Here is a 19958-nt window from a genome sequence, read left to right as displayed (position 1 = left end):
GGATTTCATGATTTGAGATCGTGGCGTAGTCGTATAGGCTTTCCAAGCCGTAATGGATTCATTTCGATCAAGAGTGCGCGTCGCGTCCAGCCTGCCCGCTGGAAAGCGCGCAAAGATGGTGCGTTAGAATGCCAGATACGTGCATACATCCTGCTGAAGCCCTTTTTCAACATGTCCATGTTTGATCGGGTGATCAGCTCCATCGCGATTCCGCCGCCACGAAGTTGAGGAACGGTAACGATTTGTACAAGTTTTGCTTCCCCTTCTTTGAGTGGCCAGAAGTTGCGCTTCTGGTAGCGCTCTCCAAACCAATAGATGCAAAGCCCTGCAATACGGTCCTCAACATAGCAAGCGTAAGCAAGCGCCTCGGAACCAAGATAATTGACCTGATCGCGAATCAATGGGTCGGCGCTGGATTTGACTGTATCGAGGTCGACCACTTGAACGCTGTGGCCTGACTTCAACTCGATTTGAGAAGTATTGTGAGAGTTGTCAGGGCTGCCGTAAATGTAATAGATCGAATACTCTCCGAATATTATTCGAGCGATGTTTTTTGCAAGTTCCTTGGCTGGATTAAACATGTTATACCCCCGCTTATAACCTGAATCGGATTAATTTTCTGATCTTCGCTCGAAGACCCAGCTTGTTTAGTGTTGCACCAAGCCAATGGGAGAATTGATTCATAAAAAAATGAGAGTATATAATGACTCTGTTATGCAATGAAGCCTTGACGAGAATGACATTGGCACGCCTAGTATGGTGGGTAGCGAAGAGTCTCTTGTGATCTGATTGCCCTTCAGTAAAATCAAACGCTTTGAAGCAGTTGTCAGCGAAGAGCACTTCGAGCGCCAGCCACTGGAGTACAATGCCAACCGAGAGCTTCATATACTCCGGGTCGTACCCCAGGTAGGCGTAGATAAGCACTCCCTGCTCAACTGGGCAATAAAGATAGGAGATTGGCCGATCACCATCGAAAAGTATGAATGCACGTACACGATTTTCTGCAGCAAGCGATTCTGCCTGGCGAACATAACTTTCAGATTCAGGAATGCCGGCATCCAGGAGGCGCTCTTGATACGTCAGTTTTGAAACTTGACGTGCCAGATCAAAGAATTCTCGAATCTGTTCAGGTTCCTTGAACGTTTTCCAATGGATCTTGCCACCACAATGTTCAGCATATTTCTTGATTTTTCGGTTGATTGTTGAGCGTGTCTTCGAAGAAAACTTCTTCTGATAATCGTCAAAAGTCAGCGTCAGGTCGATATAGCAGTGCTCATATTGCAGAGGAATGTAGCAGATATATCCATTGCGCTCACTGATCTGGGGAAGCTCATCGACAATTGGGAGTGCTCGTACCATGAAACCCTGGCTTCCCTCGGCCAGCTCGTCAAGGGAAGGGGGTTCAGGTGTGCTGACCGGCGATTCACCGAAAAGGGAAACTGATCTGCACTGAAGCGACAGTGAAATGCTAAAAAGACTCCAGTCACTCAATTGATATTTTAGCGGTACTTCCCGGACACTCCACGCAGTCATGTAAGCCTCCTGCGATAAACTTGTTCAACCAGTCTGTTTGCAGTCCGCCAAAAATCTACTTTCAGAGGAATCGTGTGAGCTGGCACGACTGTTGGATGAAGTTCTCGGAAGCCTTTGACACAGAAGGAGTCTCGGTTCTTTTCAAGAAATTTGCATAACTTCATGAATCGATCGATCACAATTCTATCTGGCCTTGTCTTGGACGGAGAAAGTAGTTCGAAATTGTGAAAAAGAATAACGAAAGCATTGCGTTGTTCCTCCAATGCCTGGAAAAGTAGATGTTCGATTTCGCTATATGAACAAGCTGTAAGCTGAGCATGGCGTAATGACCCGATGCCGTCCTTGAAAACCGTCATCGGATATTCGAAGACGCCCTCATACTCTATTGGTTCGATGACTATGCGATTCGGCATCAAACCACTGGTTGGACCAAAAAGGGTTGCGTTGTAGCTGCTGTCAAAGCTGATCCCATTGGCTGCCAAGGCACGCAGAGTATCCAGGTTGAAGCCAAAACTTCCTGCACGAAATGCGTTGACTTCAGTTGCGCCGGCGCTGGTAAGCAGTGAAATTCCTGCTTCGATCAGGCGCTTCTGTTCTTCCAAAGAGTACTGAAAGAGAAATTGGCGTTTCCGTGTCGAATCAGGAATAAGTGGCTCTAACGATTCATCAACCCACTCAGAGTGCAAATGCAACTGAACTTCCTGTCCATTTTCCTTAATGAGACCAACAATCTCTTCAAGGGGTTGTTTCCCAAATCGCGTCGAGAAAAGTGGTTCGACAAAGAAGGTACCTAGAAGACCATGATCTTTGAGAACTCTCAGTTGATAGGGCAGGCCGAAATCACCATCAGGTGTTGGTCCGAGGATATACTTTCGGTATGCTCCAGGAAATTTCTGGTCGATGTTGACCCATCCGTCGCACCAGATTTCAACATCTACAGTAAAAAAGACTTCCAGCACTAAGACACCTCTTCCATGGTAAATCAGGAGTGATTTTGTTGTTTAATCATAAAGATAATACAGCATAAGTGAGCCGCTGGCAAAACTCCCCAGGGCGAGTTGCTGGGCCGCAGGATTCACCCTCCGAGAGTGATTCTTCTCGCCATCGAGCTCTCGGTCGCCGAGCGGTCAAGCTGATCGCATCGTCTTGATTGCTCGATGGGAACCCCCTCCTGCATCATCGGATGCATAGTCGCCGGAGCTGGAACGCAGGGAATTCATTGCCTTGATGGGATCAAGTGATCAGCGGACAGCGCCAGGACGCCGAACATCAGGTGCTTTCGCTGGGCCCTGGACCGGGAGGGTATTGGCGCCGAATTCGTCCTGAAGCCGCGTGTTGCTGCGCTCGTCGGCGGCAGGTTCGTGGTAGCGAGTCGCTTCAGCCGAGGAGAATTCGACTTTCGTTGCATGCTGCGCTTCGTGATCGATCAGGGGAAGGTGGCCCGGGGTCTTGCTGTGCTCGCGCAAGTTGCTGGTGGAAGAGGCAGCCTCCATCAGGTCGTACAGGTTGGTGACGCGTTTGGCGCTCGTCGCCGACAGGGGAATCGCAGCCAGGCTGTCGTGCATGGAGGCGCTGGAGGGGAGTGCCGTAATCGGTACGCCACAATTGCCGGTGTGGAGATGCAGCTTCTTGTATCGGCGCCAACTGTTCTGGTCGACTTGAGCATTGCACTTCCTGCCGCGATCACCTGCTGTCGGGATCTCATCGAGCATTTGCGCCAAAGTCTGCTCGCGTTGGCGCTGGATCGGGGAGGCCTTCGCAGCCGGACGCGCTTTGCCACGCTGGCGAAGAGCGCGGCTTCTCGCCGGTGCCGGCACTTCAGGCGCAGTCGTTTGGGCAGGGCTCTCTGCCGCGGACAACTGGGCCGATTGTCCGGTGGTGGCCACCGTCACTGCCGGCCTTTCCTTCTGCGATGGGTGTTCGCGTGCTTCGATGGCCGTACCCTCGCGACGGAGATGCACGATCAGTTGATCCCCGGAAGGTTCCGTGACCAGGGCCTCATGCACGCGCTGGCCTGCGCTGGCTTGGGCAAATTGGTCGACAGCGCGCAAGTTGGTGGCTGCGCAAGGCTGTCCCTTGTACAGCGGGAAACCACAGATGCGGCGCAGCGCACGATCGATCGGCAGCCGCTCGATCAGCCCAACGATCATCGCCAACCCGAGCACCGCCTTGGCCAGAAAGGCGTTCGCCAGGCAAGCTCGCTCGAAACGCGGACGTCCCACCCCACACGACGATGTTTCTGTGTATACCTCGATGTGTACCCATTTCAGGATGTGGGCCACCTTCTCCGATTTCGGTGTCAGCGATGCGAATTGCTCGGCCAGCTCTGGCACCAGCTCGCGTTGAATCACGTGCCACTGTTGCATGATCCGTTGGAGTTGGGCAGTATCCATCTTACAGGCCTTGTGATCTTGGTCTTGCTGACCACATCATGCCAGAAGTGGCTGTTCGCGTCCCCCGCTGTCGCTTCCAGCCACACAAAGACATGTGTCTAGTGTGGTGTTTGCGAGAGGCGCCGGAGGGTCGGCTCTCCGGTTCGGGTGTCGAGCTTCGTCGGGTCCGGAACAGCGCTCGCCGGAGGGCTCGCCTCGCCAAAAGGCCTGAGCCGCAAGCTCCGTCAGTTGCCGCTTCCAGTCCATCATCCGGTTCGGCTGGATGTTGTACCGCTATGCCAGCTCCGCCAGGCTCTTGTCGCTCGTCAGCGCCGCTAGCGTGCTCAGCGCCTCGAATCCGGGCGTCTGGTTCCGCCTCGTCCTTCTGCTCATCATGCTGTCGCTCCTGTTTTGGCTGCTTCCGCAGCCGTCGGATGGGGAAGAGTACCCTTAACGCTGCTGTCTGAATTTCCGGGGCCACCTCTTCTCTTCTGGCTCGCGGTTTCGCTGACGGTGCTCAGCCCTTGGGCAGGTGCCGATACTCGGGGTCGCGACCGCTCAGCTCGCGCCACAGATCGGCAAGCGGGATGCGATTCTTGGCCGTGAAATCGACCCATTCGGTGGGCACCGGGCGCCCGGGGTGGAAGCGGATTCCCCAGATGGGTTCGAAGCGCTCGGTCGACAGCGAGTAGCGGGCATCGCCGATGACCTCGGGGTCGGCAACCGCACGCGCGACCCATCCGCCGGAAAAATGGGCGAAGCGGCGATAGTCGCGCACGATGCGTTCGTTGGCACGCAGTTCGGGCGCTAGCGCCGCTTCGTGCGCCAGGGCAACGCTGCTGCCGGCTTTCCACGTCAGCGCGCTGCCGGCGCGGATACGGTCGGTGTGCAGGACGCCATTCGATTCGTAGACCGAGCGCCAGAGGAAGACGTTGCCGACCGTCGGGAACATCCGGGCGCGCTCGACGGTGTGCCCGCGCTGGGCAGCAATCTGCGCCTGCGCGCTGAGCGCGCGTTCCTGCTGCCAGGCGGCGCTGCCGACGTAGAGCAGCGCGGCGGCGAGCGCGAGCAAGGTCGGCCAGCGCCTCCGCCCACGGCGCAAAGCGACGAGCAGGCCGAGCAGGAGGATCAAGGTGAACGGTGGTCCGATCGTCGTCAGCCAGTGCCAGGCGACGCGCACGTCGGAGAAGGGCCAGAGCAACTGCGTACCGTAGTTCGTGCACGCGTCGAGCACGCCGTGTGTGGCGTAGGCGAGCGTCGCTGCGCCGAGTATCGGCCGCCATTGGCTGCGCGCTGCCGATTCGAGCAGCCAGGGCGCTGCGGCAACGATCCCACCCAGCGGAATGAAGGCGAAGGCGTGCGTGAACTGTCGGTGGTACTGGATGTTGAGTAGCGGATCGGTGCTGCTGGCGATGAAGAAATCGACGTCGGGCAAGATTCCGGCAAGCGCACCGATCATCCAGGCGCGGCGACCGAGACGCTGGCCGCAGGCGGCGTGGGCGACGGAGGCGCCGAGCAGGGCGTGGGTCAGTGGGTCCATGGCGAGCGGCGGCAGTTGGCTGGAGTTGGGAGGGGGCAGGGCGGGCAGGCGACGGCGCGGCGGGCGAGCCGCAAGGGGAGTGGAGCGGAGCGCGGAGTATTTCCGCTTTCCCGGAGCCGGTCAAGCGTGCCGAGCTGGCCGGAAAGTGAATCGGCCGTACACTCCTCCGTGCTGACGTAGAATCGACCTCTGCCGCCCGGCGCGGGTCGATGCCAGCCAGTGGCAGAACGTTTCCCCGCGGCAAAGCGAGGTGCGGGCGAGTGCGAACGGGAGTGCGGGCGGGAGTGTGGACGGGAGCGGGGAACGAGGTGGCGACCGACGTGCGCAAACAAGGCGGCGTCCATCAGGCGTGCACGCTACTGGCGCTGGCGACGCGGTGAGCAGCGAGCGCATCCCGCTTGCCCTGCGCCGGCTGTATCCGCCGGCTGCCTTTCTCGGCGGCTTCGTCTGGGATGCGCTGACCATCGGCCAGCGCATCCGGGTCATCGACTTTTGGCGTCTGGGGGCTTTCCTTGTCGGCGCGGCGCTGCTGACGCTCTGGCTGGCGCGGCGCGCGGCGCGCGAAGTGCCGGCGCCGGCCGACGGAAGGTCGCTGCGCGAGCGCCTGGCCGCACTCGCCTGGCAGGCTCCCTATCTGTTGCTGCAGTTCTTCTTCGGCGGCATCTTCTCGGCGCTGTTCATTCTTTATCTGAAGAGTTCCGGCCATCTCGGCACCTGGCTGATGGCCGCTTTTCTCGCCGCCTTGCTGGTCGGCAACGAGTTTGTCGGTGATCGCTACGGGCGGCGGTTTACGCTCACCTGGGCGCTGTTTGCGCTGAACGCAATTCTTCTGTTCAATTTCGCGCTGCCGCATGCGCTGGGCAGCCTCGATCCGCTGTGGTTCTACGCTTCGACTGCGGCTGGCGTCGTTCTCACGCAAGGGCTTCGCCGGTTGGCGCCGGGCCGGCCCGGGCGCAGCGGACCTGCCTGGGCAGTTGCTGCGGCGCTGATGCTCGCCTTCCATTTCGACATGGTTGCGCCGGTCCCGCTGGTCAAACGGCAACTGGCGGTCGGCCTGGAGTTCACCCAGGAGGCGGGGCGCTACACGCTGCAGGTCGAGCCGGCTGCCTGGTGGCAATGGTGGCGCGGGCAGGCGGCGAGCGTGCGAGTGCCGGAAGGCGGTCGGCTGTACGGGGTTTCCGCGGTCTTCGCGCCGCTCGGGGTGACCGCAGGGCTCGAGCATCGCTGGGAGATGCGCCAGGAGGAAGGCTGGCGGCTGGTTTCGCGCCGGCCTTTCCAGACGACTGGCGGACGCGACCGCGGTTTCCGCGGCTATTCCTGGGTGCTCAATCCGCTGCCCGGCGACTGGCGTTTCACGGTCGCGACGCAGGATGGGCGAACGATCGATGTCCTGCGTCTGCGGGTCGAGCGCGGCACGCCGGCGCGCGAGGATTTGCGTCTGCATGAGTTCGACTGAGCGCCGGCCGCTGGTGCGCGTGTGCTAATATCTCAGGTTTTCGGCTTCCCGGCTCGCGCGAAGTCGACCTTGTGCGAAGTCTCCCCCGTTTTCTTCCCGCCCGTGCTCAACTGCGACCTGCATTGTCATTCGATCTGCTCCGACGGCTTGCTGCCGGCGGAGTCGGTCGCGCGGCGGGCGGCGGCGAACGGCGTCGACTTGCTCGCGCTGACCGACCACGACAGCCTGGACGGCCTGCCCTCCGCGCGCGCGGTGGCCGAGGAGGCCGGGATGGCTTTCGTCAACGGAGTCGAAGTGTCGATCGAGTGGGGCGGGTTGCAGATTCACATTCTCGGCTTGAACTTCGATGCCGCTGACGCCAGGTTGGAGAGCGGCCTGGCGGCGATCCGCTCCGGGCGCATCGAGCGCGCACAAAGGATGGCGGCGGATCTTGAACGCGTCGGCCTGTACGGCACTTTCGACGGCGCGATGGCGCTGGCGGCGAATCCCAGCCTGATCAGCCGCTCGCACTTCGCACGCCATCTGATCGAAACCGGCGTGTGCAAGGACATGCGCGGCGTCTTCGAAGCGTATCTGATTCCCGGGCGTCCGGGCTACGTCGAACACCGCTGGGCGACGCTGGCCGATTCGTTGGACTGGATTCATGGTGCCGGCGGGGTTGCCGCGGTTGCCCATCCCGGGCGTTACCGCCTGTCGCGCGCCGACATGCGACGCTTCCTCGGCGAGTTCAAGGATCGGGGCGGGGCAGCGATCGAGGTGATGTCGGGCAGCCACACGCCCGAGCACATCGAGGTCTATTCCCGCTTGGCGCGAGAGTTCGGCTTTCTCGCCTCGCGCGGGTCCGATTTCCACGGGCCGAACGAAAGCTACATCGATCTTGGTCGCCTGCCATCGCTGCCGGACGGGCTGGAACCCGTCTGGCAGGCCTTCTGAGACCGGCACCGGGAATGGCACACCATCTTTCGATTCATCCCGACAATCCGCAGGCCAGGCTGCTGCAGCGCGCGTGCGAGGTCATCCGGCAGGGCGGCCTGATCGTCCTCCCGACGGATTCGAGTTACGCGATTGGCTGCCAGTTGGGCGACAAGGCGGCGGTGGAGCGCGTGCGTGCCTTGCGCGGCGTCGACGACCGACACCATCTGACGCTGATGTGTCGCGACCTGTCGCAGATCGGCCAGTTTGCCCGCGTCGATAACGCGCGTTATCGGCTGCTCAAGGCGACGACGCCGGGCAGCTACACGTTCATCCTCGAAGGCACACGCGAGCTGCCGCGGCGAGTGCTGCATCCGAAGCGCAAGACGATCGGCCTGCGCATTCCGGCGCACGCGGTAACCCAGGCGCTGCTCGCCGAACTTGGCGAGCCGCTGCTCACCTCGACCTTGATCGTCGCTGGCGACGACGCACCGCTGACCGAGGGCTGGGAAATCCAGGAGCGTCTGAACGGCCAGATCGAGCTGATTCTCGATGCCGGAACGGGCGGCGTCGAACCGACCAGCGTGATCGATCTGAGCGGACCCCTGCCGGTGCTCGTGCGCGCCGGACGGGGCTCGCTGGTGCCTTTCGGGCTGGCCTGAGGAAGAGACAAAGCCGCATGCTCAATTCGCTGATTCAACAGATTTCGATCGCGGCGCTGCCGGTCGTGCTGGCGATCACGCTGCACGAGGCGGCGCACGGTTACGCGGCGCGCCATTTTGGCGATCCGACCGCCTGGCAGCAGGGCCGTATCACGGCTAATCCGCTCAAGCATATCGACCTGGTCGGGACGATCATCGTGCCGCTGGTCATCCTGTTGTTGTCCACCGGAAACATTTTGTTCGGCTGGGCGAAGCCGGTTCCGGTCGATTTCTCTCGCCTGCGTCACCCGAAGGCCGACATGCTGTGGGTGGCTGCCGCCGGACCCGGCGCCAACCTCGGCATGCTTTTCTTCTGGGCCGCTTTTCTCAAGCTGGCCTGGATGCTGCCGCAGAACTTCTTTACGCTGCCGATGACGCGCATGGCCGAGGTTGGTGTCGCCGTCAATACGGCCCTCATGGTGCTCAACCTGTTTCCGCTGCCACCGCTCGACGGCGGCCGGATTGCGGTCAGCCTGCTGCCGCGTGCTGCCGCCTGGCGATTCGCCCGGCTCGAGCGTTTCGGCTTCCCGATCCTGCTCGTGCTGCTGTTCACCGGCCTCCTCTCCGACCTGCTGACACCGGTCATCGAGGGTGTCCTGGAGGTGGTCGGTTTTCTCTTTCAGTTGCCTTTCTGAACGCGCTCAGGCGGAGAACATGTACGCGCAACGAGTCCTTTCCGGCATGCGGCCGACCGGCAGCCTGCACCTTGGCCATTACCACGGCGTGTTGAAGAACTGGGTCCGGTTGCAGAACGAATATCCCTGCCTGTTCTTCGTTGCCGACTGGCATGCGCTGACCACGCAGTACGACGATCCGCAGGGGATCGTCGGCGCCACCTGGGAGATGATCATCGACTGGCTGGCGGCCGGCGTCGATCCCGCCCGCGCGACGCTGTTCATCCAGTCGCAGGTGCCCGAGCACGCCGAACTGCATCTGCTCCTTTCGATGATGACGCCGCTCGGCTGGCTCGAGCGCGTGCCGACCTACAAGGATCAGCAGGAAAAGCTGGAAAACAAGGACCTGTCGACCTACGGCTTTCTCGGCTATCCGCTGCTGCAGGCGGCAGACATCCTGATCTACCGCGCCGACAAGGTTCCGGTGGGCGAGGATCAGGTGCCGCACATCGAGTTCTCGCGCGAGATCGCGCGCCGCTTCAATCACCTCTACGGGCGCGAGGCGGGCTTTGCCGAAAAGGTGGCGGAAGCGCTGACTCGCCTCGGCGCACGGCGCGCGCGGCGCTACGAGGAACTGCGCACGCGTTACCAGGAGCAGGGCGAGCCGTCGGCGATCGAGCGCGCGCAAGCCCTGCTCGACGAGGTGCCGGCGCTCTCGCTCGCCGACCGCGAGCGTCTGCGCGGTCATCTCGAAGGGACCGGCAAGATGATCCTGGTCGAACCGGCGGCGCTGCTCACCGCCGCTGCGCGCATGCCCGGCGTCGATGGCCAGAAGATGTCGAAGTCGTACGGCAATACGATCACCTTGCGCGAAGACGCGGCGTCGGTGACGCACAAGCTCAGGCGCATGCCGACCGATCCGGCGCGCATTCGGCGCAACGACCCAGGCGAACCGGGCAATTGCCCGGTCTGGCCGCTGCATCAGGTCTATTCCGACGAGGCCTGCCGCGCCTGGGTCGAGCAGGGCTGCCGGAGCGCCGGCATCGGCTGCCTGGAATGCAAGCAGCCGGTGATCGACGGCATCCTGCGCGAGCAGGCGCCGATGCGTGAGCGCGCGCAGGAGTACATCGAGCAACCAGAATTGGTGCGCGAAATCGTCGCCGAGGGCAATCGCAAGGCCAGACATCTGGCGCGCGAAACGATGCGCGATGTGCGCCAGGCGCTCGGTCTGAACTTCGGCTGAGCCGGGGCGAGCGGCCAGAGGGGCGGCGGGTGCGATGAGCGAAAACGCGACGATCGAGGCGCCGACCGACGCTGCCGCGAGTGCTGCGCCGGTGCCGCTGGCGCGCATCTACGGTGAGCCGCTGGCCGAGTTGCCGGCCGACCTGTATGTACCGCCGGACGCGATGGCGGTCATGCTCGAAGCCTTCGAAGGGCCGCTCGACCTGCTGCTTTATCTGATTCGCAAGGCCAACGTCAATGTCCTCGACATTCCGATGGCGCTGCTCACCGAGCAGTATCTGGTCTATGTCGAGGCGATGCGCGCACAGAACCTCGAACTGGCGGCCGACTACCTGCTGATGGCGGCCATCCTGATCGAGATCAAATCGCGCATGCTGCTGCCGCGACCGCGTGCGGTGGCCGGCGACGAGGCGGAAGACCCGCGCGCCGAGCTCGTTCGGCGGCTGATCGAGTACGAACAGATGAAGCGCGCGGCGTACGAGCTGAACGAATTGCCGCAGGCCGAGCGCGACTTCGACTGGGTTGAAGTGTGGGTCGAAAAGGCGCTCTTGCGCCGCTTGCCGGAAGTCAATCCCAGCGATCTGCAGGCGGCCTGGCGGGCCATCCTGCGCCAGGCCAAGCTGCACACGCGCCACCAGGTGCAACGCGAGGAACTCTCGGTGCGCCAGCATATGGCGTCGATCCTGCGCCAGTTGCGCGTCGCTGGCGGCTTCGTCGAGTTTTGCCAGCTTTTCGATCCGGGCCAGGGGGCGCCGGTGGTCGTCGTCCATTTCCTCGCCCTGCTCGAACTGGCGCGCGAAAAACTGCTCGAAATGACCCAGGCGGAAGCCTTCGCGCCGCTCTATCTGCGTCTGTGCGATGAGCGAAGCGACGCCTGAGGCCAGCCCGCCGCCAGCCCTGCCGGGCGGCCCGGAAGCGACCAAGCGCGTGCTCGAGGCGCTGCTCCTGAGCGCGCGCGAACCGTTGTCGCTGCTCGAACTGCGGCGCGCGTTTGCCGAGTCGCTCGACACGCAGGTTCTGCGCGGCCTGCTCGACGAACTGGCCGGCGAATGGCGCGAGCGGCCGCTCGAACTGCTGCAGGTGGCGAGCGGCTGGCGCTTTCGGACGCGCGGTGAATACATGCCGTATCTCGAACGGCTGAAACCGGAAAAGCCGCCGCGCTACTCGCGCGCCGTGCTCGAAACGCTGGCCATCATCGCCTACCGGCAGCCGGTGACGCGCGGCGACATCGAAGACATCCGCGGCGTCGGTGTCGCGACGCAGGTGATTCGCGTCCTCGAGGAGCGCGGCTGGGTTGATGTCGTCGGCCACCGCGACACGCCCGGCCGGCCGGCGCTGCTGGCGACGACCAAGAAGTTCCTCGACGACCTGGGCCTGCGCAACCTGTCCGAGTTGCCGCCGCTGGCGCAGCTCGACCCCAACCTGGACCCCGCCGATGCCTCTCCCCAATAAGCCACGCAAGACCTCACTCGCGGCGCGTTCGCCAGCGCGCCCGGCAGCGCCGGCACCGCCGCGACGCCCGGCAGCGCCAGCACGCAACGAGCGCAACGAGCGCAACGAGCGCAACGAGCGCAACGAACGCAGCGAACGCAGCGAACGCAGCGAACGCAGCGAACGCAGCGAACGCAGCGAATCCGGGCGCGGCCAGCGCCAGGAGAAGCCGGGCCAGGCGCGCCGGCCGCGCCACGCGGAAGTCTCTGCCAAACCGGAACGTCTGCACAAGGTGCTGGCGCAAAGCGGCATCGGTTCGCGCCGTCAGATGGAAGAAATGATCGCCGCCGGTCGTGTCGTGGTGAACGGCGAAACGGCGCACGTCGGCCAGCAGGTGGCGGCCGACGACCGGGTGAAAGTCAACGGCAAGCTCGTTCGCTTGCGCTTTTCCGACCGCCTGCCGCGCGTCATCCTCTACCACAAGCCGGAAGGCGAGATCGTTTCGCGCAACGACCCGGAACATCGACCGAACGTGTTTACCGCGCTGCCGCGCATGGCTTCCGGCCGCTGGGTCGCCGTCGGGCGGCTCGACTTCAACACCAGCGGACTGCTCCTGCTGACCACTTCCGGCGAACTCGCCAACCGCCTGATGCACCCGCGTTACCAACTGGTGCGCGAGTACGCGGTGCGTATTCTCGGCGAATTGTCGGCCGAGGCGCGCCAGCGCCTGCTCGACGGCATCGAACTCGACGACGGGCCGGCGCGTTTTTCCAGCTTTCAGGAGGCGGGCGGCGAGGGGGCCAATCGCTGGTACCGCGTGGCGCTGAGCGAAGGGCGAAACCGCGAGGTGCGCCGCATGTTCGAAGCGGTCGGTGTCGTCGTCAGCCGTCTGATTCGCGTTCGCTACGGACCCTTCGTGCTTCCCCCGAACCTCAGGCGCGGGCAGATTTTCGAGCTGGGCGAGGCCGACGTACGCAAGCTGCTGGTCGATTTCGGCCTGCCGCCGGCCGGCGCCGGGCGCCCGCTACGTGCCCGGCCGGGCGCCTAGTGCCCGTCTGCGCCTGCAGGGCGATTTACGCACGCCGATGTTTTCGTTATAATCCAACGGCTTTCCGCTCGCCCCTGTTGGGGCAATTTTTTCGGGGATGGGCGTTTCGCCCATTTTTTGTTTGCGGCCATGGATGTGTACGAAGTTCTTGAAAAAACGGTGACCGGCCTCGGCTATGAACTGGTCGACGTCGAGCGCAGCCCGCGCGGGCGGCTGCTGCGCGTCTACATCGATCGCCCGGACAAGCCGCGCGGAGTCGATGTCGAAGACTGCGCTCTGGTGAGCAACCAGCTTTCGCGTGTGCTCCTGGTGGAGAACGTCGATTACGAGCGCCTGGAAGTCTCGTCGCCGGGAATCGACCGGCCGCTCAGGAAGGAAGCCGATTTCGTGCGTTTTGCCGGGTGCGAGATCACCCTCAAGCTGCGCTTGCCGCTCGCTGGGCGGCGGAACTTCAGTGGCCTTCTGTTGGGAATCACGAACGGTCAGGTGCGCCTGCGCGTCGGTGCGGACGAAATCGAGTTCGCTCCCGAAAACATCGGCAAAGCGCGCCTGGTTCCGCGGTTTGATCTGGCGAAATCGAGTGACGGGCAGGTTTAGGAGAAGATGAGGAAATGAGCCGCGAGATCTTGATGCTGGTCGATGTGCTGGCGCGCGAAAAGAACGTCACCAAGGACATTGTCTTCGGTGCGCTCGAGTTGGCCTTGGCTTCGGCCAGCAAGAAGCGCATTCACGATGATGCGAACGTGCGTGTCGTCGTCGACCGCGAGACCGGTGACTTCGAGACCTTTCGCCGCTGGGAAGTCGTTGCCGATGCCGACTTCCTCGACGAGGAGCAGCAGATCGCCTTGTCGGAAGCTCAGGAGCAGGACCCGGAAGTCGAGGTCGGCGATTTCCTGGAAGAAGCGCTTGAACCCATCGATTTTGGCCGGATCGGCGCGCAGGCGGCCAAGCAGGTCATCCTGCAGAAGATTCGCGATGCTGAGCGGGAGCAGATTCTGAACGATTTCCTGGCGCGCAAGGAGCACCTGGTGACCGGGACGATCAAGCGCATGGAACGTGGCAACGCGATCGTCGAAACCGGCAAGATGGAAGCGCTGCTGCCGCGCGACCAGATGATTCCGCGCGAGAACCTGCGCGTCGGCGATCGCGTCAAGGCCTACCTGCAGCGTATCGACCGCAGCGCGCGCGGGCCGCAACTGATCCTTTCGCGCACCGCGCCCGAGTTCATCATCAAGCTGTTCGCACTCGAAGTGCCGGAAGTCGACGACGGCCTGCTCGAAATCAAGGCGGCGGCGCGCGACCCCGGCATGCGCGCGAAGATCGCCGTCAAGTCGAACGACCAGCGCGTCGACCCGATCGGCACCTGCGTTGGCATGCGCGGCATGCGGGTCACTGCGGTGACCAACGAACTGGCCGGCGAGCGCGTAGATATCGTTTTCTGGTCGGCCGATCCGGCGCAGTTCGTCATCGGCGCGCTGGCGCCGGCTGAGGTCAGTTCGATCATCGTCGACGAGGAAAGGCACGTGATGGACGTCGTCGTCGACGAACAGAACCTGGCGATCGCCATCGGCCGCGGCGGGCAGAACGTGCGCCTGGCGTCCGAGCTGACCGGCTGGACGATCAACCTGATGACCGAGGAAGAGTCCAAATCGGTCGTCGAGGCCGAGGCTGCGGCCATCCGCGTGCTCTTCATGGAAAAGCTCGACGTCGACGAAGATGTCGCGAACATCCTGATCGAAGAGGGTTTTTCGACGATCGAGGAAGTGGCCTACGTGCCGCTGCACGAAATGCTCGAGATCGAAGCCTTCGACGAAGCGACCGTTCAGGAACTGCGCGAGCGGGCGCGCAACGTCCTCCTGACCGAGGCGATCGTCACCGAAGAAAAAATCGAGGATGTCGCAGACGACATGCTCAGCCTTGAGGGAATGGACAAGGCGCTGGCCGGCAAACTGGCCAGCAACGGAATCAAGACGCGCGACGACCTGGCCGATCTCGCAGTCGACGAACTGACCGAGATGACCGGCATCGACAGCCGGCGGGCCACGCAACTGATCACCATGGCGCGCGCGCACTGGTTTGCTGAAGCGGGGGAGAGGAACTGACATGGCGCAAACGAGTGTTGCCCAATTTGCCACCCAGCTGAAAATGCCGGCTGGCGCGCTGCTCGAGCAGTTGCAGAAGGCGGGCGTGGCCAAGCGGCAAGCTGAGGACATCCTGTCGGAGCAGGACAAGTCGAAATTGCTCGACTACCTGCGCCGATCGCACGGGGGGCGTACCGAGGCGAAGACGAAAATCACGCTGATGCGCAAGGAAACGAGCGAAATCCGTTCGCAGGACGCGCACGGCAAGGCGCATACCGTGCAGGTCGAGGTGCGCAAGAAGCGCGTGCTGGTCAAGCGCGACACGCTCGAAGCGCGTCCGGAGGCGCGTCCTGAAGCGCGCCCCGAAACACGCAGCGAAGCGCGGCCGGAAGCGGACGTCGAGCCGCCGGTCGCCGTCGAGCGCAGCTTGCCGGAGGTCGCGCTGGAAGCACCAGGCGTGCCGCTGGTCGAGACGCCGGCGGCGGCACCGGCAGCGCCGGTCGCGCCGGTCGCGCCGGTCGCAGAGCCGGCCAGCCCGCCGCCAGCGCCAGCCGTTCCGGCAGCCGCCACAGCCCCGCCGGGCGGCGCGAGCGCCGCTCCGCCGGTCGCCCCGGCCAAGGCCGAAGCGCGCGGCGAGGCGCCGGCCGCCGGCAAGCCGGAAGCGGCAGGCGAAACCCGCGCGCCGGGCAAGAAGGTCGTCACGCGCGCCTCGATCATCGGCGAAGAACAGCAGCGCCTGCGCGCCGAAGAAGAGCGCCGGCACGCCGAACTGCGTGCGCGCCAGGAAGCCGAGTTCAAGAGCAAGCAACAGCGCAGCGCCGACCTGGCGCGTCTGAAGCTCGACGCCGAAGAGAAAGCGGTCGCCGCGAAGGCCGCCGTCGTCGCCAAACAGGCGGCGGCACAAACGGCGAGCGACCGCCCGCCGGAAGACAAGACGCTGCACAAGCCGGCCGGCAAGCCCGCCGCGACCGACAAGAAAGCGCCGGAGAAGAAGGCGCCGGAGAAGAAGGCGGTCGACAAGAAGGGCCAGTGGAAGAACGAAGGCACCAACAAGCGCGTCGGGCTGAAGACGCGCGGCGCCACCGGTGCCACCGGCTGGCGCGACACCAAGCACGGCAAGCGCGCGGCGCGCGGCGCCGGCGGCGAAGACGAACAGCACACCTTCCAGTTGCCGGTCGAACCGGTCATCCATCAGGTGCAGGTGCCGGAAACGATTTCGGTCGCCGATCTGGCGCACAAGATGGCGGTCAAGGCGACCGAGGTGATCAAGGCGCTGATGAAGATGGGCTCGATGGTGACGATCAACCAGGTGCTCGACCAGGAAACGGCGATGATCGTCGTCGAGGAAATGGGCCACAAGGCGTTCGCCGCCAAGCTCGACGACCCGGATGCCTATCTCGACGACGCCGACGCGCAGCACAAGGACGTTCCGCTCGAAACGCGCGCGCCGGTGGTCACCGTCATGGGCCACGTCGACCACGGCAAGACCTCGCTGCTCGACTACATCCGGCGCACGCGCGTGGCGAGCGGCGAAGCCGGCGGCATCACGCAGCACATCGGCGCCTACCACGTCGAAACCGCGCGCGGCGTCGTCACCTTCCTCGACACGCCGGGACACGAAGCCTTTACCGCGATGCGCGCGCGGGGAGCGAAAGCGACCGACATCGTCATTCTGGTCGTCGCCGCCGACGACGGCGTCATGCCGCAGACGCGCGAAGCGATTCACCACGCGAAAGCGGCCGGCGTGCCGATCGTCGTCGCGATCAACAAGATCGACAAACCCGGCGCGCAGCCCGACCGCGTCAAGCAGGAACTGGTCGGCGAAGAAGTCGTTCCGGAAGAGTACGGCGGCGACGCGCCCTTCGTCAGCGTTTCGGCGAAGACCGGCGCCGGCATCGACGAACTGCTCGAAAACGTCCTCCTGCAGGCCGACGTGCTCGACCTCAAGGCGGCGCGCGATGTGCCGGCGCGCGGCCTGATCATCGAAGCGCGCCTCGACCGCGGGCGCGGCCCGGTGGCGACGATGCTCGTTCTCTCGGGAACGCTGCACCAGGGCGACGTGCTGCTCGCCGGCCCGGTTTTCGGCCGCGTGCGCGCGATGCTCGACGAGAACGGCAAGATCATCAAGGAAGCCGGGCCATCGATTCCGGTCGAAATTCTCGGCCTGTCCGACGTTCCGGCAGCCGGCCAGGAGGCGATGGTCCTCGCCGACGAACGCAAGGCGCGCGAAATCGCGCTCTTCCGGCAGGGCAAGTACCGCGACGTCAAACTGGCGACCAAGCAGGCGGCCAAGCTGGAGACGCTGCTCGAACAGATGAACGAAGCGGAAGCCAAGGTACTCGCGCTGATCATCAAGGCCGACGTGCAGGGCTCGCAGGAAGCGCTGGTTCAGTCGCTGCAGAAGCTGGCGACGGCGGAAGTCAAGGTCAACGTCATCCACGCCGCGGTCGGTGCGATCAGCGAATCCGACGTGCACCTGGCGCAGGCCTCGAAAGCCGTCATCATCGGCTTCAATACGCGCGCCGACGCCGGTGCGCGCAAGGCGGCGGAAACCGCCGGGGTCGACATCCGCTACTACAACATCATTTACGACGCGGTGGACGAGGTCAAGGCGGCGCTCTCCGGCATGCTGGCGCCCGAAAAGCGCGAGGACATCACCGGTCTGGTCGAAATCCGCCAGGTCTTCCGGGCGACGCGCATCGGCACGATCGCCGGCTGCTACGTGCTCGAAGGACTGATCAAGCGCAGCTCGCGCGCGCGCCTGCTGCGCAAGCACATCGTCCTCTGGGACGGCGAAATCGAATCGCTCAAGCGCTTCAAGGACGACGTCAAGGAAGTTCGCGCCGGCTTCGAATGCGGCTTGTCGCTGAAGAACTTCAGCGGCTACGAAGAAGGCGACCAGCTCGAAGTCTACGACGTGACCGAAATCGCGCGGACGCTGTAAATGGCCGACCATCGGGGTTTTTCTCGTCGCGACCGGATCGCCGAACAGATCCGGCGCGAACTGGCGGAAGTGATCCGGCTCGAACTGCGCGATCCGCGCGTCGGCATGATCAGCCTGACCGACGTGCAGGTCAGCCCGGATTATGCGCACGCCAAGGTCTTCTTCAGCAGCCTGGCGGGCAGCGACCACCTGGCATCGCTGCAGGCGGGCCTGGAGAACGCCGCCGGATTCCTGCGCAGCGAACTCGGCAAGCGGATCAGCATCCACATGACGCCGCAACTGCACTTCATCTTCGACGAGTCGCTCGAACGCGGTGCGCAGTTGTCGAAGCTGATCAACGAAGCGGTGGCGATTTCGCATCAGTCCGATCCGGACGAACCGAGCTGACTTGGCCGCCGGCAAAGCCTGGCAGCGGGTAGATGGCGTCCTGCTGCTCGACAAACCTTCCGGAATCACGTCCAACGCCGCGCTGCAACAGGCGCGCCGGCTGTTTTCCGCCGCCAAGGCCGGCCACACCGGAACGCTCGACCCACTCGCCAGCGGCCTGCTGCCGCTCTGTTTCGGCGAAGCGACGAAGTTCGCGCACGACCTGCTGGCCGCCGACAAGTCCTACGAAGCCGAGGTCTGCTTCGGCATCGCCACCGACACCGGCGACGCCGACGGCGCCGTCGTCCGGCGCTGCCCGATCGCTTTCGACGCTGCCGCGCTGAACGACGCGCTGGCCCGCCTGCGCGGCCCGCTCGAACAGATTCCGCCGATGCATTCGGCGCTCAAACACCAGGGACGCGCGCTCTACACGCTGGCGCGCCAGGGAATCGAAGTCGAGCGGCCAGCGCGCCAGATCACGATTCACCGCCTGCAACTGATCGACTTCAGCGGCGAGCGCTGCCGCCTGCACGTGCGCTGCAGCAAGGGAACCTACGTGCGCAGCCTGGCCGTCGAGCTCGGCGAAGCGCTCGCTTGCGCCGCCCACCTGAGCGCGCTGCGGCGAACCGCGGTCGGTTCGCTGCAAGTCGCCGACGCGCTGCCGCTCGCCGCGCTCGCCGAGCTTTCCGCGGAAGAGAGGACCGGCCGCCTGCTCCCGCTCGATCGCCTGCTGCAGGGCCTGCCGGCAGTGCATCTGGACGAGGCCGCCGCACTGCGTTTCCGCCACGGCAATCCGGTGGGCGACGCGCAGCCGCCAGGCAGCTATCGAGTCTACGACGCCGCCGGCCGCCTGCTCGGTGTCGGCGAAAGCGACGCCGAGCGCCCGCAATTGCGTCCGCGCCGCGTGGTCGGCGTGGCTTAGCGCGGCTTGGCGCGGCTTGGCGCGGGTCAGCGCGGCGTGTTGGCTGGCGACGCTCCGGTCGGCGAGCCGATCACGCCATTGCGCAGAATGATCCCCCGGCGTCGCCCAGCCGTGTGGGCCAGGACGCCGGGGGTGTGCTGCGCTTGCTCAAGCGGCCTGGATGCTTGCGGCTACTCTGCTTCGACCCTTGAGGCGAGGCACTCCGAAACGCAGCATACGGGAAGGACGGAAACCGGCATTGTTGTTCCGGTTGTCTGGCGCGTTCCTGTTGCGGTTGGCCGAGCGGGCGTTCCTGGCATTGTTGTTCCAGGAGCCGCCGCGCAACACCCGCCGGTCCACTTGGCAGCCGTTTGAGCCGGCGGATCGTCGCCGAAAACTCAGTCGAGCTTCCTGGCGGCGAATTCGTAACGCCGGACATCGAGATGTCGCAGCTTGTACGCCAGGCGACAGAGCACGCGCTGCTTTTCGAGCAGCACATTGACCCGGTGCAGCGTGTCCCAGGGCGCTTTCTGGTAGCTTGCCTCGATCAGCCCCTCGATGATGTCGAGCGTCAGCGTCTGCAGGCGGTCGCCGAGCAGGAAGCGCTGGCTGCGTGGAAAGCGCTCGAGCACGGGCACCAGCCAGGTGGCGAACAGCATCGCGCGCTCGAGCGCAACGCCGGCGCGCGCGGCGCGCGGCGGCAAAGAAATTTTTTCGGGGGCTGGCGCCCGCGAACCCCCTGTTTCCTCAACACCACTCTCGTCAGGTGGATTCATCGCAGTTCCTTCGTCATCGTCATCACGGGGTAAAGCGGTAA

At 63.7% G+C, this 19958-nt stretch carries 18 protein-coding genes and 1 pseudogene; 13 read left to right on the top strand and 6 right to left on the bottom strand.

The features are described 5' to 3' along the window. Window positions 1-5: 5 nt before the first annotated feature. The 5 genes and pseudogenes from RKP46_RS07835 to RKP46_RS07815 form a co-directional block, all read right to left on the bottom strand. On the bottom strand, window positions 6-581 hold the full coding sequence (locus tag RKP46_RS07835) for a GNAT family N-acetyltransferase (RefSeq protein WP_311106128.1): 576 nt from the start codon (window positions 579-581) through the stop codon (window positions 6-8). A 13-nt stretch (window positions 582-594) separates the two neighbouring features. Continuing rightward, the gene (locus tag RKP46_RS07830; protein WP_311106127.1) at window positions 595-1533 is read right to left on the bottom strand and encodes a GNAT family N-acetyltransferase; all 939 of its coding nucleotides are present in this window, start codon (window positions 1531-1533) and stop codon (window positions 595-597) included. Then, complete coding sequence (locus RKP46_RS07825) at window positions 1530-2492, bottom strand: polysaccharide deacetylase (protein ID WP_311106126.1); 963 nt, start codon at window positions 2490-2492, stop codon at window positions 1530-1532. The genes RKP46_RS07830 and RKP46_RS07825 overlap by 4 nt, the downstream gene beginning before the upstream one ends. 257 nt (window positions 2493-2749) lie before the next feature. Next, window positions 2750-3926: pseudogene (locus tag RKP46_RS07820) on the bottom strand (IS5/IS1182 family transposase). Window positions 3927-4422: 496 nt separating this feature from the next. Next, the gene (locus tag RKP46_RS07815; RefSeq protein WP_311106125.1) at window positions 4423-5445 is read right to left on the bottom strand and encodes a metal-dependent hydrolase; all 1023 of its coding nucleotides are present in this window, start codon (window positions 5443-5445) and stop codon (window positions 4423-4425) included. 349 nt (window positions 5446-5794) lie between these two features. Here RKP46_RS07815 and RKP46_RS07810 point away from each other — a divergent pair, with 349 nt between their 5' ends. The 13 genes from RKP46_RS07810 (at window position 5795) to truB (ending at window position 19162) form a co-directional block, all read left to right on the top strand. Then, entirely contained in the window at window positions 5795-6901 is a 1107-nt protein-coding gene (locus tag RKP46_RS07810) for a DUF2914 domain-containing protein (protein WP_311106124.1), read from the top strand. A 69-nt stretch (window positions 6902-6970) separates the two neighbouring features. Further along, on the top strand, window positions 6971-7834 hold the full coding sequence (locus tag RKP46_RS07805; RefSeq protein ID WP_311106123.1) for a 3',5'-nucleoside bisphosphate phosphatase: 864 nt from the start codon (window positions 6971-6973) through the stop codon (window positions 7832-7834). A gap of 14 nt (window positions 7835-7848) precedes the next feature. Beyond that, window positions 7849-8475: an L-threonylcarbamoyladenylate synthase gene (locus RKP46_RS07800; RefSeq protein ID WP_311106122.1), complete on the top strand. Its 627-nt coding sequence runs from the start codon at window positions 7849-7851 to the stop codon at window positions 8473-8475. A 17-nt stretch (window positions 8476-8492) separates the two neighbouring features. Continuing rightward, window positions 8493-9149, top strand: a complete 657-nt coding sequence (locus RKP46_RS07795; RefSeq protein ID WP_311106121.1) for a site-2 protease family protein — start codon at window positions 8493-8495, stop codon at window positions 9147-9149. Window positions 9150-9168: 19 nt separating this feature from the next. Beyond that, window positions 9169-10371, top strand: a complete 1203-nt coding sequence (locus tag RKP46_RS07790) for a tryptophan--tRNA ligase (RefSeq protein WP_311106120.1) — start codon at window positions 9169-9171, stop codon at window positions 10369-10371. 34 nt (window positions 10372-10405) lie between these two features. Then, window positions 10406-11248 (top strand): ScpA family protein, encoded by an 843-nt coding sequence (locus RKP46_RS07785; protein ID WP_311106119.1) that lies wholly within the window; start codon window positions 10406-10408, stop codon window positions 11246-11248. Next, entirely contained in the window at window positions 11229-11822 is a 594-nt protein-coding gene (scpB, locus tag RKP46_RS07780) for an SMC-Scp complex subunit ScpB (RefSeq protein WP_311106118.1), read from the top strand. The genes RKP46_RS07785 and scpB overlap by 20 nt, the downstream gene beginning before the upstream one ends. Then, the gene (locus tag RKP46_RS07775; protein ID WP_311106117.1) at window positions 11806-12849 is read left to right on the top strand and encodes a pseudouridine synthase; all 1044 of its coding nucleotides are present in this window, start codon (window positions 11806-11808) and stop codon (window positions 12847-12849) included. The genes scpB and RKP46_RS07775 overlap by 17 nt, the downstream gene beginning before the upstream one ends. A 129-nt stretch (window positions 12850-12978) precedes the next feature. Then, on the top strand, window positions 12979-13446 hold the full coding sequence (gene rimP, locus RKP46_RS07770) for a ribosome maturation factor RimP (protein ID WP_311106116.1): 468 nt from the start codon (window positions 12979-12981) through the stop codon (window positions 13444-13446). Window positions 13447-13460: 14 nt separating this feature from the next. After that, window positions 13461-14951, top strand: a complete 1491-nt coding sequence (gene nusA, locus RKP46_RS07765) for a transcription termination factor NusA (RefSeq protein WP_311106115.1) — start codon at window positions 13461-13463, stop codon at window positions 14949-14951. A gap of 1 nt (window position 14952) precedes the next feature. After that, the gene (gene infB / locus RKP46_RS07760) at window positions 14953-17874 is read left to right on the top strand and encodes a translation initiation factor IF-2 (protein WP_311106114.1); all 2922 of its coding nucleotides are present in this window, start codon (window positions 14953-14955) and stop codon (window positions 17872-17874) included. Next, window positions 17875-18261: a 30S ribosome-binding factor RbfA gene (gene rbfA, locus RKP46_RS07755; protein WP_300333478.1), complete on the top strand. Its 387-nt coding sequence runs from the start codon at window positions 17875-17877 to the stop codon at window positions 18259-18261. A 1-nt stretch (window position 18262) separates the two neighbouring features. Further along, a complete protein-coding gene (truB, locus tag RKP46_RS07750) occupies window positions 18263-19162 on the top strand; it encodes a tRNA pseudouridine(55) synthase TruB (protein WP_311106113.1) in 900 nt (299 codons plus the stop codon). 377 nt (window positions 19163-19539) lie between these two features. Here truB and RKP46_RS07745 read toward each other — a convergent pair. Further along, window positions 19540-19958: hypothetical protein (locus RKP46_RS07745; protein WP_311106112.1), on the bottom strand; the 419-nt coding region annotated here is incomplete at its 5' end.

It is taken from the genome of Accumulibacter sp. (genome assembly GCF_031732815.1).
In the GTDB taxonomy this organism is placed as follows: domain Bacteria; phylum Pseudomonadota; class Gammaproteobacteria; order Burkholderiales; family Rhodocyclaceae; genus Accumulibacter.
The sequence above is the reverse complement of the archived record's forward strand: the minus strand, read 5'-3'. Positions and strand labels throughout refer to the sequence as shown.